The following is a 17,562-nucleotide window of genomic DNA, read 5'->3' as shown; positions in this document are numbered from 1 at the left end:
GCGCGGGCAAATAAGTCCTTTATGACGCCGGATATATGGTAGCAAACCGTATCGACTCAATGCTTGCACAACCGGGGGCGTCCATATATGGTTTTATGGCTTTAAGCTTCATCTGGTTATCAATGATTGTGGTGAACTTTTGGCCGTGAAATTAACCGCAGGAAACAAGGATGATCGTCACCCTGTCAAAGCGCTGGCAAAAGGGTTAACGGGATGTTTATATGGCGATAAAGGGTATTTATCACAGGCTTTATGCGATGAGTTGGAAGCAGAAGGTGTTACGTTAATCACTAATGTCCGTAGCAACATGAAAGCCAAAACGTTATCTCTCTGGGATAGGCTGATGTTAAGAAGACGATTTTTGATAGAAACGGTCATTGATCAGCTCAAAAATATTTCTCAGATCGAGCATTCAAGACATCGTAGTCAGCTTGGTTTTCTGCTGGAAATCGCCGCAGGCCTCATTGCCTATACATTCCAACCTAAAAAACCGAGCTTGAATTTACGGGATAATGATATCGCTATTCTTAAACGAAGCTGAGGTTATTTAGTGGTTATTGATGATATATGAATGAGGCTTTAGGGCGAGCCTAGGCCCTGAACTCACTGCCATTAGTATGGAACTTCGGATGTTTTAAGTTAGAATACCGCCCTGTGTTGTTTTATCTGAAAATGAGATTATTGATACATGGATGAGAGGAAGTTCTTAGTTCTGACCAGAAGTAAACAAAGTGAATTCAAAAATACGACTGGGAGAGTTGTTGAAGTCACTCCATCTGATGACAAAATCTTTGTCACTTTCCTAGGTGGAAAAACTTTTACCTACAATAAAAAAAACGTCCGTTTTTTTGATAACCCAGAAGTCCTTAATATCGAAGATTCCATTGTTGTATTAGAAAACGTAAAAAATGAAAATTATGATGAGGCATTCATTTTTGGTAATGAATATATGGTTTTTTTCTCGGGGGAAAATAGTGAAGTTTATCCTGTCTCTGATGTGAAAATAATATCAAATATAGCTAAGCAGAACGAAACCAAACATCTTATTGACTATTACAGATACATTGCTGCTTTTTTGAAAGAATCGACTCCTCATGTAAAATACTATTATGAGAATAAATTAAATCAGATCAGAGATGATTCTGTACTAAGCAATTTTGTAAAAAGCTCCCCACCAAGGAGTAAGGCCCTGTCATCAACTATTTTTCCTTTCGGTGTGAATCCATCGCAGCGTGAGGCAGTTATAAATGCGTTAACATCACAAATAAGCCTTATTCAAGGTCCCCCTGGAACAGGAAAAACACAAACCATACTCAACATAATTGCAAACTTGGTCTGCCAAAATAAGACAGTTTCAGTGGTTGCTGGGAATAATGAGGCAACGAATAATATTTATGAAAAATTGGAAAAGGAAGGATTTGCTTTTATTGCTGCCAGCCTTGGAAAGGCAGACTTACAAAAAGTGTTCTTTGCGAAAGAAAATAACATTCCTGAAGTTACTCATTGGGAGCTTTCTGCAAGGGAATTACATCAAACCAGACAAGAAATTACTTCCATTGACAATCTGATTTCTGAGTTACTTGAACTTAAAAATGAGCAAGCAAGAACCCGAGAATTAATAAGCAGGCTTGAGATCGAGAATAAGTATTTTGATAAGCATTTCTCTGTAGATCCGATAAATCCATCTAAGTGGTCTTTTGGCAACAAATGGTCAACACCAAATTTAATGAGATTTATGGCTGAGGTCGAGTATTTCTCGATAAATGAAAAGCTGTCTTGGCCACTAAGGTTTAAGTGGCTATTTAAATACGGGATTTATAAGTTCAAGGATGTCAAATCCCTTTCTAGCCGCTTGTTCAAAGGACTTGCCTCTGAGTACTATCGAAGAAAAAAAACAGAACTTGTAGAGAGTAAATTCTCAATTGATCAAAAGCTAAACCAACACAATTTCGAAGATTTGTTAAGGCAATATACAGATAACTCGATGGCTGTTTTAAAACACCATATTTTCTCAACGCACCACAAAATGGATCAAATTAAGTTTAATAATCGGTCCTACAAAAAATTTTTCGGCAATTTTGTTAAGCGCTTTCCTGTCGTACTAAGCACAACAGATTCAATCATTAACAATAAAGGCGACAATGAACTATTTGACTATCTCATTGTAGATGAAGCATCGCAAGTAAACCTCCTCACTGGAGTGCTCGCTATGGCGTGTGCCAAAAACATGATTGTCGTCGGCGATTTGAGGCAGATACCTCATATTCCAAGTAAGTCGCTCATTGCCACCCATCCCGATATTGATGAACACTTCGGTATTCAAGCTGAGTATAGTTATCTAACTGAAAGTCTATTGTCATCTGTAAACAAGGTGTTTGCTAAGGGGGCACCTTCCACGCTACTTAAAGAGCACTATCGTTGCCATCCTAGGATCATCGACTTCTGCAATCAGAAGTATTATGACAACCAGCTTGTTATCATGACTAATTCAGATACTGAGCCATTTAAAATTTTTAAGACTGCTCCTGGTCACCACACTTGCAAAGACCCCAGTGGCAAAAGCCAAATCAACTTCCGTGAGTTAGAAGTTATTAAAGAGGAATTGCTTGAAGCACACCTTGCTAATATAGAGCCAGAAAAAATCGGGATCGTCACGCCTTATCGTGCCCAAGTTATGAACGCTAACCACATTATTGATAAAAAACGTATAAAAATAGATACCGCACACAAATTTCAAGGACGTGAAAAAGACATTATTATATACAGCCCAACGGCGAGCTGGTCAGACAAATTTAACGACAGTCCAAATTTGATCAATGTTGCAGTTTCACGAGCAAAAGCGCAATTTATTATGGTAATGTCAGCCAACTTATTTAAACAGCAAGGAACGAATATTGGTGACTTAATACGCCATATAGAATATCAATCGATGTCACCTAACATTTTTGAAAGTAAAACTATCTCAATATTCGACTGCTTATACAGTGAGTACTCACCTGTTTTGCAAGATTTTAAAATGCGTACTGTAAATACATCTGACTACTTATCTGAAAACTTAATGGCTACACTATTAAATGATATTCTTGTCGATGAGATTTTTACTTCATTTACGTACAAGCATAATTACCCACTGAGCTTATTGATAAGTGATTTTGAAGTCTTAACGGAAAGAGAAAAGAGATTCGGTCAACATCTGAATAGCCACATAGATTTTTTAATTTTCAATAAGCTAGATAAGCTTCCTGTGCTTGCAATAGAAGTTGATGGTTATCAAACACATGCACTCGATCCTGAGCAGAGACAGAGAGATCTGATAAAAAATAGTATCTTGCTTAAGTTAGGCGTTCCATTATTACGGTTTCCGACGAAAAGAAGTGGAGAAGAGAGAATAATTCGAAAGGCATTACAAGATATCATCGCAATCATACCTGAATCTGATACGGAACAACATGGGTCGGTGTTCTAACAACTTCATTCAAGCTATTGATCTTATTCCATTACTCAAATTATGACGTATTTTTATAGGGGAATAGTAACCTTCAAAATTGGGCTATAGTCATACTAGGCCAATTCATGCTGGCCTAGTATGTATTTTCCAGCGGTAAAAACATGTGGAAGTGAGATTTCTACACTAACGTGTCATAGTAACAAACTCTTCCGCCGCGGTCGGATGGATAGCAACCGTATTATCAAAATCCTTTTTCGTTGCCCCCATTTTCAGCGCAACTGCAAAGCCTTGCAGGATCTCATCCATACCAAAACCGATACCATGGATACCCACAATCTTCTCATCTTCACCCGCACACACTAACTTCATGCGGCATGGCTGGCGGTGTTGCGTCACAGCCGTATACATTGCGGTAAAGGACGATGTATAAACCTTAACCTGATCGTCACCATACTGCGCCTTTGCCTGCGGCTCCGTCAAACCGACAACACCGATTGGCGGATGACTGAAGACCACCGTTGGCACATTGGTGTAATCCAGATGCTCTTCCGATTTATTATTAAACAAACGTTCGGATAAACGACGCCCTGCCGCGATAGCGACTGGGGTCAATTCTATCGCGCCAGTGTTATCGCCAACGGCATAAATGCCATTAACATTGGTATTCTGATATTTATCGACCTGGATATAACCTTTCTCATTCAGCTCAACACCTGTTGCAGCCAGATTCAGATTATCCGTCATCGGTTCACGCCCAATCGCCCAAATCAACGTATCAACCGTCTGCTCTCTGCCATCCTGTAACTGAACGGTCAGGCTGCCATCACTGTTTTTCATCACGGATTTTAATATTGCATCCGTATGCAGTGTCGGCCCCTCGTTTTTGATGACTTCCAGCAAAGTATCCACAATCATAGGGTCGAAAGAGCGCAGCGGGGCATGTTTACGAACAAACAGGTGAGTTTCGCTACCCAGCGCATTCAAAACACCCGCGATTTCAACGGCGATATAACCAGCGCCCACCACAGCAACACGTTTCGGCATCTCATCCAGCTCGAAGAAACCATCTGAATCAATACCGTATTCCGCACCGGGAATATTCGGACGCATCGGGCGACCACCTGTTGCAATCAGGATATGGTCAGCCGTAATTTTTTCACCATTAACTTCAACAGCGTGCGCATCAATGAAACGAGCAAAACCTTGAATGACATCTACCTTATTGTTGCCCAATACACGCTCATATGACTGATGAATGCGATCAATATAAGCAGTGCGGCTGGCAATCAGTTTTTTCCAATCAAAATGATTAACGGTAGTATCAAAACCATAGTCGGGACCATATTGATGAATAGATTCGGCAATTTGCGCAGCATGCCACATCACTTTCTTCGGCACACAACCCACATTAACACATGTTCCACCTAATGCTTTTGCTTCAATCAGGGCACATGTCTGCCCATACATGGCTGCACGGTTAATGGAAGCAATGCCGCCACTGCCGCCACCAATTGCAATATAATCGTAATGTTTACTCATCTTAGGTCACTTCCGTCTAATCAATTAAGTTACTGCTAAGTTCAACCTGACGCCTATTATGACAAAAAACTATCACTGTCTGTGGACGATTCTAGCTTTCACTGCCATAGGCCACGGCTATTGGAGTCATAACGCCACGTTGAACTTTCCCTTATTCAGGTACTATCCACTCCACTAAGGTGTGTCCTATACCTTCAGGAACCAGTACCTGATGCAGCCACGGCAATACTGCCTTCATCTGCTGTTCTAATTTCCATGGTGGGTTAATAACAATCATGCCTGAAGCCGTCATGCCACGTTGATCACTGTCAGGGCGCACACCAAGTTCAATTTGTAAAATCTTGCGGATACCTGTCGCTTCCAGATCCTTCACTAAGCGTTTAATCTGCTGGCGCAGTACAACGGGATACCACAGTGCATAAGTACCTGTAGCAAAGCGCTTATACCCTTCCTGAATGCCATAAACGACATTTTTATAATCCGATTTCAGTTCATAAGGCGGGTCAATCAGCACAAAGCCGCGACGGCTTCTTGGTGGCAATTTTGATTTCAGCTGTTGAAAACCATCTTCCTTCAGGACACGGGTACGATTGTCACGGGAAAATTCTGTGCGTAACAAAGGAAAATCACTGGGATGCAATTCACTCAGATTAAGCTCATCATATTCACGCAATAAATGACGGGCAATCAACGGAGAACCTGGATAATAGCGTAGCGAACCATTTTGGTTCAGTGCCTTCACTGCCTTAATGTAAGCCGACAATTCCTCAGGAATATCATTACGCTGCCAAATACGGGCAATACCTTCCAGATACTCCCCTGTACGCTCGGCATGTTCTCCACTCAATTGATAACGGCCTGCGCCCGCGTGCGTATCCAGATACAGGAAAGGTTTTTCTTTTGTTTTAAGTGACTCAATGATAAGGCTTTGCACCGTGTGCTTAAGCACATCAGCATGGTTGCCGGCATGGAAGCTGTGACGATAACTTAACATAAATTTATTTCCTATTGAATTTTAATAAGTTTTAGTTCTACACAAGGTGAAAAATTCATTTTATTACCCCACGCGTTACCCCACAAGTCATTGCACGAGCACTAAAACACAACAAAGCATAGTAACAAAGTACATGCTGTCATAGCATCTTAAAAAGAGTAAATGTATTCGAAAAGGGCTGATAGCGTGGGGTAACAGATTACCCCACGGGGATGAAATGAGGTCAGTATGCTAATCAATGGATTTAATACGTGACCAAATCCTGTTTTTAAGTTCATCTAATTGTGATACTTGAGTAATCACTACTATTCATTCTATTATATTATGCTGAATTAAAAATAAATTACGATTTAATCTGATAAATTTGGGATAACTATGCGATTAACTCATGACAAAAAAATTAGGAAATCAATAATTAAATTATTTACATTTACAGAACAAATTACCCTACTCAAAAGCTTTACATTAGTAAAAAATGAAACATCCGATGATTTTACCGCTTGGATAAAATGGCTGGCCTATGAAAATATGGAATCTGTAAAACGAGCCACTCTATTTTTTATTATAATCGCCATTGCATTATATATAATGACCTCCAAAGTTAATTGGTTCAATTACCTTTTCTTTATCTATTTATCTGTTTCCTTTTTGAGAATATTAGATAAAGCTAAAATCATCGGTTACAGTTATTCCATAGGTATAAAACTGTTTTTGTTCGCTCTCACTAACAGAATATTTTTTGAACCTAGCTCAGAACATAATCCTAGTAAACCGATAAATAAAAAAAGGAAGAAAATCTATATAGAGAAAAACCCTAAACTAAGAAAGTTAATTATAAAAACGTTCACACTTAAAGAACAATTGGCTTTAATTAGAAATTTCTCTTTTGAAAGAGAAGCAACTGATGGAAATTTTCTTGCTTGGATAATGAAAACATCCGATGATTCTTGTTCATCATTAAGAGCAACGTTAATCTGCATGTTTATTGTTTTTATAGCAACCATAATACAAAACCCTGATGCATTATATTATATTGTTATTGTTTTCTTGATACTTATGTTACCTCTTAGCATTTTAACTTTTATATTTTCAAACTATCGCCTAGCAGGTTGTAATCTCATCACCTGCATAAAATTATCTTATTTTCAAATTAAGATAAAAACCCTTTGAACTATAGGCCATTTTTACAATGGCCTATTTCAAAGCTTAAATTATCATTCCTTAAATATTATCTAAACATCTATCTAAAAGCCAATCATAACCTACGTTTAAAATATAATATACACAAACGATTGGATCACTTCTCTTCATCTTTACTTATAATCAAATTAAATTTACGTATGGTATTTGCTCCTTGTAAAAAAAACATAGGTTTATTCATTGTCTCCCATTTCCGCTTATAATCTTGTCTTATCGCCCTAAATAACCTATTAGATGAATTACCATCAATCCAACTATTAAGAAGTCTTCTAGAAGCATTTATTCTTCTATATGATCCGAAAGTTAAATAGGAACTTACCCCAAAGTCTACAATATCATATGAGAACTCTCCCATTCCTTCATTAGCGCCCAAACTTACAAATGCATATTCAGTAAGATCTTTTAAAGGATTTCCAAGATTATACTTCCCATTACTATATTCGTATACAATAGGAGAAATTGCTTCAACTGTATTACTTACTCCTGTAGCCATAGCAAGCATACCTATCCTTTTCATATTTAAATATGTACCTGCTGGACCTAAAGCCTTTCCAACTTTAAAAACATAATGCCCACCCACTATTTGAACTACACCACCTAAAATCTTTCCTGTTGTTTTAGCATATTTTATTACTCCCGTGTCTTCAAAAAGTTCTGTTAATTTATATTTTCCATAATCAAGTCGTCTAGCTTGTTGATATGCCTCTTCTTCACTTTCGTATTCGTACTTAATCTCTCTAACTAATTCTCTCTTCTTTTCTATATTTCCTTGGCTATTATTATAATCCCTTCTTATATCTTCAATTACATCGTTTATTTCTTTACGATATCTAGCCTTAACGCCAGGATCATCTAATATATATCGAGCGGCAAGATCAGTTGTTCTTCTCAGCTTAGACGCATAAGTATTAAAATCATCTAATGTATATACAATATATTTAGGCATGATAATCTCAATATACTCGATCTTCCCAAATGCTGTACGCACTGGTTCCTGCCATCACATGTTCCCAAGTTATAGATTCATATTTTATAGATACGCTTTCCTGTGGCTGAACATCGTTATGAGTAACTGAATTTGGATAAAAACAATTTAATCTAACTAATGTAGCTCCTGTCAGCTTTACTTTATAATAAAGCTCCAATCCACCTTGCATTGATGTCCTATAGAAATGGAAAATACATGTCAACTTTTCATTTTTAGTCAAGGCTTGAGATAATAAAGGAGATGACTTATCAATTGGTTTTCTGATGTCAATAGGTTGATAATTGACATTTTGGTCTCTTGACATATCGGATGAGAATTCATAAACTAAAATTTCATTTTCATGTCCTTTTTGATATTTATTACAGATAGAATCTGTAGTAGAACACCCTTGTGATATCAACCCTTGATTATCACCTTTAATTTCTAAGTAAATAACATTTGCCATTTCTAATATATTCTCCATTGGTAAACTAAAAAATATTTATTTCTTGTCAAAAGAAACATCCTGCCAAATCTTCACATGAAGTTCCAGCAATAAAAAAGAAAAAATACCACAATGAAATTTAATATATCATTGAATAAATAAAATCAAAAGAAAGAAAAGAACAAAAATACATCTTTAAAACATATGATAAAAATCATATCAATTATAAAATATTAACCACACATTCAATCAATTGGCTAACACAAAACAAAACAGAATATTAATTTTAAATAAAAATACAGATGAATTTATCATTAATTTCTGAAAATTTAGAACCATCCGGTGTTTTTTGGTTGAGAGATGATTATAAGCCATGAGTATCAAATTAATAACTAAAAATATCATTTTCTCTCATGGCCTATTTTACTAATATCAAACTATTCAGTCAGGACGGGATTCCATTTTGGATAAAAATTAATCACCATACGGATATTGATAATTTTTCACATTCAATACGATTTTATTGATAAGTTTTGTTATCTGCTCTGTATATTTAACTCAAATATAGTGATTTTTATACATAATGACCATGGTGAAAGTGTGATATCTCGCCCTGCTATTCAGTGGAGGCTTTGCGAACCTTACGTTCAATAAGCTGACCGCGTTTATTAAAATAACGACTAGGCCAGATTTCTGAGGGATGTATTTCAAGATAGTTGGCAATAATCCATTCGCCTTTCGGCCACGGACGGCTAAGAGTATTTGCCAATGTAGATGAACTGAGTCCTGCTCCACGGGAGACAGCCGCTAAGGTTGTACCACGCTTACGTAACGCAGCAATAATATCGGCTTGATGCCAGTCATTTCTAATATTATTCATTCCTGCTACCCTTTCCATTAATTGAACATTGATGGTGGCGATTCAAACAGGGTTCTCAGTACCGGGAACGATCATCCGGTGAGGCCGAAACCTCCCCTGCCTGAACCGCCATTGAAAGGGCGATAGCAGACACACTGGCAGAAATTTCCTACCAGTGGATCGTTCTTTACAAGGCTGAGAATCCTTGACCATTGGATTTTGCCAATGGCGGAACTACTTTAACCGATTGGTTTATCTGACTCAATAAGCGAATCAGTAAAAGTGCTTACCTTTTTGTGTTATATTCCATTAAACGTCTTAAGGCGCTGTTGCTGTTCCGTACTTAAGGTAAACGCAAACTCTTCATGCTCACTCTGCCATGTGCCAAAGCTCATCAGGAACGCGATTGCGGGATCTATCTTGTTGGCGGATTTCTTCTTGTTCGGTTTAATATTAGCGTTCGCATCCGTTTCCATCACTACATTAGACATTGCCCATGCCAGCACTGGATCGCCATTGTGACGAATGACCTTGCGATTAACGAAGACCTCAGCGGATTTAGCCACAGGGCTAAAGCGCATATAGGTTTGCGGGAAGGGTTCAACATCCAGCCCCGCACCCTGTAATTGTGTTCGTAGGTGCGTGGCGTTCCATGTATCAAAGCCGACTAGTTTGATATCAAAGTGCTGGCTGTCTTTGAGAATGTCATCACGGATACGATCATAATCAATGCAATCGCCTGTGGTGGTACGTATCCAGCCCATTTGCATCCATTGACGATACACTGCCCGGTTCTTATTAGCGGGATTCTGCAACTGAGCCTCTGGCAAATAGTGGCGGGTCAGTAATAACAGTTCGTTATCTACGGGGAACGTGTAGCAGATACTGGTGATATCGCCCGTTGAGGATAAATCCAGTCCGGCGTAACATTCTAAGCCTTTCAGGTCATTTTCATCATAATCTGTCTGGCAGGCTTTCCAAGCCCCTTCCCCCATCCACGGCGTTTCACCCTGGCACCAGATATTAAAGCGCTTGGTTAACATCTCCGTCCATTGTGAGGGAATACCACGGGCTTTTTGTATCGTGTCATGCAAAGCATCAGCATCTACCGACACATTCAGATTGGGATTGGCCTTTATCCAAAGGGCTTCATCATCAATCTCGTGCTCGTCGTCCAGTTCGTAAATCAGGGCAAACAGCGATTCGTTTTGCTCTTCACCCTCCAGTATCTGGCAACAATAATCATAATGCTGTTTACAGGCAGAGATTATGTTACTGCCCGCCGTGGTAATGGCAAACAGAAGTCCTTCGGGACGTGCGCCCATCCCCAGTTCAAGAGCAGAATAAACCGCGTTATCAGGGTGCAAATGGTACTCATCGACAATTGCCAGACTGGGATTTGTTCCCTCAATCGTGGCGGCTTTCGCTGCCAGTGGTTTTAACAGGCTGTTACTCTTTGCATAAGTCACTTTGTGTTGCTGAATCGCTACCCGTTTCTTGAGGGGTTTAGATAGCAGACACATCTGGCGGGCATCATCAAACACAATACGCGCCTGATCACGACTGACGGCGGCGGTGTAAATATCCTGCTGACCTGATTCCATCACCAAAAACCAGTTCGCCAGTATTGCCGCTACGGTGGACTTGGCATTTTTGCGCGGCACCTGAATGTAAGCGCTGCGATATTTCCGGCGTCCGGTCGCTTTGACTTTGAAGCCGAACAGATTCGCAAAGGCAAATTGCTGCCACGGCTCCAAGATAATCGGTTTACCGCGTAAGTGGCCTTTAACGTGCGGACAATGGCGAGAGAACGCGATAAATCGTTCTACAATTTCAGCATCAAACACATAAAGCGGGTTATTCAGATCGTTAAGGTAGCGTTTCACGGCCTGTTTTACCCGTTTACAGGCCGGAATTGTGCCATTTTCGATATCAAAAGCATACTGATCCCATGCGTTCATAGTCGGTCTAGCTCGTCTTCTTTCTCTGTTTCCACCGGATTTTTCCGCCGTGATACCGGATCAAAACCCAGTAATGAAGACATTTTTATCATGATTTTTTCAGCGTCCGCTTTGGCGCTCAATGAGGGATTACGGCTTTCACTGCCCTGACTGTTGACGATGCTAAAGCCTCGGATATCAATGTCTGCCACCGCTTTTCGGTAAATGGCGTAATTGACGCAGTACAGCTCTAAGTTGTTCCAGTCGGCGGCGTTCAAATCTTCCCGTTCGCTTAAGGTTTTGCTTTTGGCTTTCCATTGACTGGCGGCAATCTCATTTAAATAAGTGGGCGGTTTGGGTGCTCTTGCCATAATGTTCGCTGTTCCTTGTGATTTTATTTTCAAAAAAATTGCCGTGCGTAAAAATTGAAGGAGGGGGCGGTTCCGCTCAGAGGGGCGTTTGTCATTTTTGCTACCCTACCCCGTTATTTCAGTTTGTTATTATTCCGAAGTTAACCAATCGTGCCGCTTCTGCTTCCTGTTCCTGATAGCTTCCCTGTTTGCGCTTGGCTTTGGTGATGGGGTCTGTCTGGACAGTCTTACGGTTGTGGCAGGCATGGCATAGTGCTTGATGATTGGATGCAGGCCAAAACAGCACATCCGCTTCACCTTGTATCGGGATGATATGATCCACAATGGTTGCAGGCATGTAGCAGTTCAGCTTGAGGCAATGCACACATAAGGGATGCGTTTTGAGATACATCAATCTGTATCTGCTCCATCGGTTACTGTAGCCACGTTCGGTACGTGTACCGCGCTGCCTGTTCTGTTCCCGCCGATGTTCCTCACAGCGACCAGACTTTACCCGTTGCTTACAACTTGGATAGCTACAACGTCTTAACGGTTGCCACGGCATCAGTAGATCCCCACATCACGATAGACAGACCACAGTGATTTGATGGTGAAAGGCACTTCTTTCAGCTCTGCGTCTGTTGCCATTTCCCGATTTTCATACAACAAACCGATATACAACAGGCAACCAACTTTAATCGCCGGAGTAAAAGCCAGATCATCCCCAAACCGCTTACCGATATGTTGCTGACAGACTTCAAACGCGGCGGCGGCATAGCCCATGAGTAAGGCATCATCAAGGGTATCGCTCTCATCCAATCGGCAATGTTGTTTGATTTCATTCAGGGGAATTTCAATCTGGCTCATCGAAATATCCCTCCCTTGCAAAGCAACTCTAGGCGGGTGTATTTCGCATCGGGGATGACCGCCATAATGCTAAAAGCTGTGCCCGTCGTGTTCGCTCCGTGAAAGGTAATGCTGTTCGCTGTGGTCACATCAGCACGATAACGCAGCCAGATACGCACGGTGGCTTCTGAGAACACGGCGCCGGAGGCCACCAGCTCCCGCCCGCTAATCGCTTTCACTTCTGCCCAGACCGTGGCTAAATCTACCCAGTTGTTGAGTACTTCACCAAATTTACCCCGACTGGCTTCATTTTTTCGAATTGTCACTCGATGCCGTAATCTGCCTGCTCTCATTCCTTGCCCTCCGGTTCATTGACTTTCTTCACCTCAAAAGTCTGTTTCCATGCCTGACTGAATTCATCACCGCCTTCACGGGGCGATAGTCCTTCCCGTTCGCGGGCTTCATTCGGGCACATGACGCCGGATTTAATCGCCGTTTCATAACTCTGAAAGCGTTCTTTGGGATTGGCACGCAGTAAGTCAGCAGTATCGAACTCAACTTGGTAGCGAATGCCCCGTTTCGGGGAAGCCATCAGCAAGGCCGATTTGATTTGTTGCTCAAAGTTGGCAAGCCAAGGGCGCATGGTGATCGTCAGAAAAGCGCGGGAGGCTTCGCTAAAGTTACTGTAAGTGCTGTTTGAATACTCTTGCAGAAAGATTGGACTGATATTGAACATCCGGGCGATATCATCAATCGTGAAGCGACGGGAAGCCAGCCACTCCGCATCCTGATTACTCATGCCTAATTGCTGGTAGTCCATCCCGCCCTCAAGAATGGGCGTTTTGCCTGCATTGCGGGCACCTTTATAACGTTCGAGGGCTTCCAGTGCCTTATTGCCTTTGACGCCATCTAACCAGTCAGCGGCTTTGATCACACCCGCCGCCATCATGCCGTCTTTCATGATACTGGCGCCGTGGCGTTGTTGTGCCAGTCCCAAGCCCAGTGTTTCGCGGCAAATGGTGACAGGTGATCGCCCAAGAAAGCCGTCTTCGGTGGCATAACGTAAATGCAACACTTCTTCTTGCAGATAGGTGTTGACCTTGCCGCTATAGGGTTCGGTGATGGTGTAAGCAAATCGGTGATCGGATAACCGCTGAGGGACAACCGTTGACGATGGGTAAGGGTGCAGCGATTGCGGCTGACCATCCCGCCCCCAGACAATCACGGCATACGCATTACCATTGAGTAAGCAATGGCGCATCAGCGTTCGCTTAAACTGAAATGGGGTCTGGCAATCGTTCGGGCATTCATTAAGCAGATAATCTACCGGATGATCACTCAACCATTCGCGGGATTCTTTGCCGTTCTGGTGCTGAACCCGATAAAGGTAACAAGGCATGGTCGCCACGGCTTCACTAATCACCGTGACGGCATTCATCACCGCAGGTAAGCCTTCCGCTGTAGACGGTGAAACATGCTCGCCCGATTTGGTGTTAGACATGCCTGCCAGAGAAAGAAACTCATCAATCGTGATGCTGCGAGTCTCAGGGGGTTTTCGCTTAAAAGGCCACATGGTTACACCTCGGACAATTGCAGCCAGTAGCGACGCAAATCAGTATCACAGGGCTTAACTGCATTCAGGGAACGTTTGGCAATCTCTACCCCACTTTCAGGATAAGCGGGCAAGCTGGTGACAGTGATTTCCCGTAGTTCCGCTTCTAATACTGTCCTGATATAGGGTTCTTGACCAATATCCCACTGATCCTTTATTGCCCTAAACCCAAAGGACATACCGGAAATATCACCACGCTCAACCAGCGCCAGTACATCACGCCCTAATTGGGTATCAGGCGGGGTTAACTCGAAACGTAATCCAGTGGCATCCTCACTCAATTGCAATGTGCCAGACGTGGTACGGCCTAACAGGTTCATGTGATCATGTTCATAAAGTGCCCTGACATCGGCACCTGCCGTTAAGCTGGCACTAAACGCATTCGGGGCGAATTGCTCGACAAATTCATCCCACAGGATTTGGGATCGGCTGTTCCACTTAATCACATAACCGGTCAGTTTTTTATCACTGGCAGACAGTGAGGCGGTGCGGATTTCAAAATCATTTTTCATCTATGGACTCCAAGACTAAAAAGGGGCGTTGTGCCCCTCTCTCTTATTTACTGGAGGCTTTGACTTCCAGTACCTTGATGGCGTTGGAGTCCACTAGCCCACCGCCCAAATACTTATCGGTATGTACCTTATAAAATCCTGGCTCGGTGATATTGTCAGGGCGGGTACGGGTGCCCGTTTGATGGTCAACGATGAAGTAACCGCGTTTGAAGTCACCCAGACCGATCACCTCATCCGGCATAAGTTCAAGATAATGGACAGGCAAGCCCAGTAACATATCGGGATCACCTGCCTGTAAACGTTCGCGCCAGATATAATCCCCATTGCCGTTTTTCAGCTTTTGCACTTTGGCGGCGGTCGTGGAATTCATCACCCACACCGCATTCTTACGGTATTTATTCCTGAGCAAGAATTTCAGGTCAATCAGGCTATCGGCTTCAAGTTTGGTCGCTTCCAGTTTTTGCAACGTGCCGAACGCACGTACTTTGTCGGCTTGGGTATCACGGGGATAAGACAGAAAGCCTTTTGCTTTTTTGCTGCCGTCACCGCTCACCAGATCCGTTTCTTCGGTATCCACAAACGTGTCGGCAATCTCTGAGGTCAGCCAGCCCAGAATATCCACATCGCTAAAGTCAATGATTTCTTGGGTCGTTTTGGGGTAAGCGTAAATCGGGAACAGTTTGATGCTGACTTCTTCCATCTTCGGTGTGGCAGTCTCACCGCGTGCCTTGCCTTCTTCCCCGTGTGCCACGGCTGCGCCACCGACCGAAACAAGCTGTTTGTATTCGTTGCTGCGCGTGGTCTTAATCGTACAGATTTGGCGCATGACAGACTCATCAGCCAGTTGCTGCATGATTTGTTTATTCAGCTCTGGGATAACGGTATAACCGCCGTCTGTGGAAACGCCTGTAGACAGGGAACGGGCTTCACCAGTCAGAATATAGTGGCGTAGCTCGTCATTACTGAGTTTTTTACTAGTTGGCTGGTTCTTTGCCTGATTGCGCTCTTCATTAGATAAAGCCTCATAACGGGCAATTTCAGTATTCAGCGTGTCGGACTGGCTGCGCAGCTCGTCGAACTGTTTGGCTTCATCGGTAGACAGTGAGCGCTTTTCGTCTTCAGCTTTGGTTAGCAACGAACGCATTTGGTGGGTTAAATCGGCTTTTTGTTGGCGTAATTCGAGTAGTTTTTTCATAGCATTTTTCAGAATCGTTATTGTTTCAGTAAACAATTTTTAACATCATGAAAATAATAAGAAAGGGATCTAACTATGATGTTCGAACATACAAAACACAAAAATTTTCACCTTAAAATTATTTCTGTGCTTAAAATTTATAATGACAATTTATTTTATAGAAAGATTACCTATCAAATTGTAAAAATCATTCCATTTTAAATGGTTACTGGTTATGCTAATCGATTGAATTAATAATATTAAGGTGGATTTATAATGAATGATGTTAATTATTATTTTTTAATTTTAAATATATCAGGTTATCAAGGTCCATGTTTTATTCTTGGTATATTTGAAACTGAAGAAATAGCAGAACAAGCACAAAAAGAATATTCTGACATAATGAGTCATGCTGACAAAGACGATATATTACGAGAAGGTATAGAAATACAATTAATTAAGAGTGACTTTAAGTTAAATTCAATTGGCTATGTTGCATCTATGTATGCGGAGGGATTTGGTCAAATTTATCGCGACTCATTTCTATTATTTAGTAATAAGGATACCGCAATACAAGAAACAAAAAGACTAAATAAAATTATTGAATTGGATGAAGAGCGTACATTTCCTGAATATTATTTAATAGAAGAAATAAATATAAATTTATTAAGAGATACTAAAATAGAAGACTGGCTAGATAGTGATTATGGTGAGTATTATTAGTTGGAAAGGATATGATGAATCATCTTAACTTTCTTATGAATTCACTGATTCAGGATCATAATAAAAACCTATGGAGATTAGATACTTTGAAAATGAAAAAAAATGAGGCAATAAATAAATTAGAAATATTGAAGGATAGAGCCGAATATCTTCAGGACATGCCACGTGGTAGCCAAGATTTCAAAAAATGGCATAGAGATACTGAGGTAGCAATAGAACACGTTTTCGGCACTGATACACGACATTCTCAGGATTTCAAAAAAATACAATACTCTCTTAATGTTTTTTTTAGCGGCATGCCAGACTCCAAATTTCAAGAGTCTTATCAACGAGGCATCAATACTGCAATAACAGTTATTGATTCATTTATCAATGAAATCGAAGAGTACTGGACGGAAGAAGAACCAGCAATCCAGACAGTTGAACTAGAGGCTGTTGATAAGGTTAAACTCATTATTACCCGCTTTCACCAAGTTTCACGTCAACTACGAGCAAGACATTCAGACAGACCCACTATTGAAATAGAAGATGAATATGATGTTCAAGACTTATTTCATGCGTTATTAAAAATTTATTTTGATGATGTAAGAGCTGAGGAATACACACCAAGTTATGCAGGTGCAGCTTCCCGAGTTGATTTTCTTCTTAAACAAGAACAGCTAGTTATTGAAATTAAGAAAACACGAAAAGGCTTAGGTGCCAAAGAGATTGGTGAACAACTAATTATTGATTCCCAACGCTACCAAGCACATCCCGATTGCGGTCAATTAATATGTTTTGTTTATGATCCAGAAGGACGCGTAGCGAATCCCCGTGGCATTGAGAATGATTTAACTAAAGAAATAAATGGTGTTTCTGTGTCAGTGTATATTACACCAATACAATAAAAGTACTAACAACCACGGGAATGACTTTTTCTATATTAAAAACTTCCCGTGTGTTAAACGCTAATG

At 41.1% G+C, this 17,562-nt stretch carries 18 protein-coding genes; 5 read left to right on the top strand and 13 right to left on the bottom strand.

Features of this window, described 5'->3' with window-relative positions; all coding sequences use genetic code 11:
* Positions 1-31 precede the first annotated feature (31 nt).
* Together Xmir_RS19545 and Xmir_RS19540 are read left to right on the top strand one after the other, a co-directional pair.
* Positions 32-541, top strand: a complete 510-nt coding sequence (locus tag Xmir_RS19545; protein ID WP_339373867.1) for an IS982 family transposase — start codon at positions 32-34, stop codon at positions 539-541.
* 147 nt (positions 542-688) lie between these two features.
* Positions 689-3,466, top strand: a complete 2,778-nt coding sequence (locus Xmir_RS19540) for an AAA domain-containing protein (RefSeq protein ID WP_099115768.1) — start codon at positions 689-691, stop codon at positions 3,464-3,466.
* A gap of 165 nt (positions 3,467-3,631) precedes the next feature.
* Here the strand turns inward: Xmir_RS19540 and gorA are convergent, their stop codons facing one another.
* Positions 3,632-4,987, bottom strand: a complete 1,356-nt coding sequence (gorA, locus tag Xmir_RS19535; RefSeq protein WP_099115767.1) for a glutathione-disulfide reductase — start codon at positions 4,985-4,987, stop codon at positions 3,632-3,634.
* 151 nt (positions 4,988-5,138) lie between these two features.
* Positions 5,139-5,981, bottom strand: a complete 843-nt coding sequence (locus Xmir_RS19530; protein ID WP_099115766.1) for a 23S rRNA (adenine(2030)-N(6))-methyltransferase RlmJ — start codon at positions 5,979-5,981, stop codon at positions 5,139-5,141.
* A 375-nt stretch (positions 5,982-6,356) separates the two neighbouring features.
* Here Xmir_RS19530 and Xmir_RS19525 point away from each other — a divergent pair, with 375 nt between their 5' ends.
* Positions 6,357-7,151 (top strand): hypothetical protein, encoded by a 795-nt coding sequence (locus Xmir_RS19525; RefSeq protein WP_099115765.1) that lies wholly within the window; start codon positions 6,357-6,359, stop codon positions 7,149-7,151.
* A 127-nt stretch (positions 7,152-7,278) separates the two neighbouring features.
* Here the strand turns inward: Xmir_RS19525 and Xmir_RS19520 are convergent, their stop codons facing one another.
* From Xmir_RS19520 to Xmir_RS19470, 11 genes are all read right to left on the bottom strand, one after another.
* On the bottom strand, positions 7,279-8,127 hold the full coding sequence (locus Xmir_RS19520; protein WP_145956935.1) for a DUF4225 domain-containing protein: 849 nt from the start codon (positions 8,125-8,127) through the stop codon (positions 7,279-7,281).
* Positions 8,128-8,134: 7 nt separating this feature from the next.
* Positions 8,135-8,614, bottom strand: a complete 480-nt coding sequence (locus Xmir_RS19515; RefSeq protein WP_099115763.1) for an Hcp family type VI secretion system effector — start codon at positions 8,612-8,614, stop codon at positions 8,135-8,137.
* 595 nt (positions 8,615-9,209) lie between these two features.
* A complete protein-coding gene (locus Xmir_RS19510; protein ID WP_099115762.1) occupies positions 9,210-9,473 on the bottom strand; it encodes a helix-turn-helix domain-containing protein in 264 nt (87 codons plus the stop codon).
* Between the two features lie 278 nt (positions 9,474-9,751).
* The gene (locus Xmir_RS19505; protein ID WP_099115761.1) at positions 9,752-11,413 is read right to left on the bottom strand and encodes a terminase large subunit; all 1,662 of its coding nucleotides are present in this window, start codon (positions 11,411-11,413) and stop codon (positions 9,752-9,754) included.
* Positions 11,410-11,763, bottom strand: a complete 354-nt coding sequence (locus Xmir_RS19500; RefSeq protein ID WP_099115760.1) for a phage terminase small subunit P27 family — start codon at positions 11,761-11,763, stop codon at positions 11,410-11,412. Before Xmir_RS19500 ends, Xmir_RS19505 begins: the two co-directional genes overlap by 4 nt.
* A gap of 118 nt (positions 11,764-11,881) precedes the next feature.
* Complete coding sequence (locus Xmir_RS19495; RefSeq protein WP_099115759.1) at positions 11,882-12,307, bottom strand: HNH endonuclease; 426 nt, start codon at positions 12,305-12,307, stop codon at positions 11,882-11,884.
* Positions 12,307-12,609, bottom strand: a complete 303-nt coding sequence (locus tag Xmir_RS19490; RefSeq protein WP_099115758.1) for a head-tail connector protein — start codon at positions 12,607-12,609, stop codon at positions 12,307-12,309. Before Xmir_RS19490 ends, Xmir_RS19495 begins: the two co-directional genes overlap by 1 nt.
* The gene (locus Xmir_RS19485; RefSeq protein WP_099115757.1) at positions 12,606-12,941 is read right to left on the bottom strand and encodes a phage head closure protein; all 336 of its coding nucleotides are present in this window, start codon (positions 12,939-12,941) and stop codon (positions 12,606-12,608) included. Before Xmir_RS19485 ends, Xmir_RS19490 begins: the two co-directional genes overlap by 4 nt.
* On the bottom strand, positions 12,938-14,161 hold the full coding sequence (locus Xmir_RS19480; RefSeq protein ID WP_099115756.1) for a phage portal protein: 1,224 nt from the start codon (positions 14,159-14,161) through the stop codon (positions 12,938-12,940). Before Xmir_RS19480 ends, Xmir_RS19485 begins: the two co-directional genes overlap by 4 nt.
* Before the next feature lie 2 nt (positions 14,162-14,163).
* The gene (locus Xmir_RS19475) at positions 14,164-14,712 is read right to left on the bottom strand and encodes an HK97 family phage prohead protease (RefSeq protein ID WP_099115755.1); all 549 of its coding nucleotides are present in this window, start codon (positions 14,710-14,712) and stop codon (positions 14,164-14,166) included.
* A gap of 43 nt (positions 14,713-14,755) precedes the next feature.
* A complete protein-coding gene (locus tag Xmir_RS19470; protein ID WP_099115754.1) occupies positions 14,756-15,907 on the bottom strand; it encodes a phage major capsid protein in 1,152 nt (383 codons plus the stop codon).
* A gap of 255 nt (positions 15,908-16,162) precedes the next feature.
* On the opposite strand from Xmir_RS19470, the gene Xmir_RS19465 reads away from it, so the two are divergent.
* Positions 16,163-16,609, top strand: coding sequence for a hypothetical protein (locus Xmir_RS19465; RefSeq protein ID WP_099115753.1), 447 nt, complete (start codon positions 16,163-16,165; stop codon positions 16,607-16,609).
* A gap of 11 nt (positions 16,610-16,620) precedes the next feature.
* A complete protein-coding gene (locus Xmir_RS25945; RefSeq protein WP_244170991.1) occupies positions 16,621-17,496 on the top strand; it encodes a PD-(D/E)XK nuclease domain-containing protein in 876 nt (291 codons plus the stop codon).
* Positions 17,497-17,562 lie beyond the last annotated feature (66 nt).

Source organism: Xenorhabdus miraniensis (assembly GCF_002632615.1).
The sequence above is the reverse complement of the archived record's forward strand: the minus strand, read 5'-3'. Positions and strand labels throughout refer to the sequence as shown.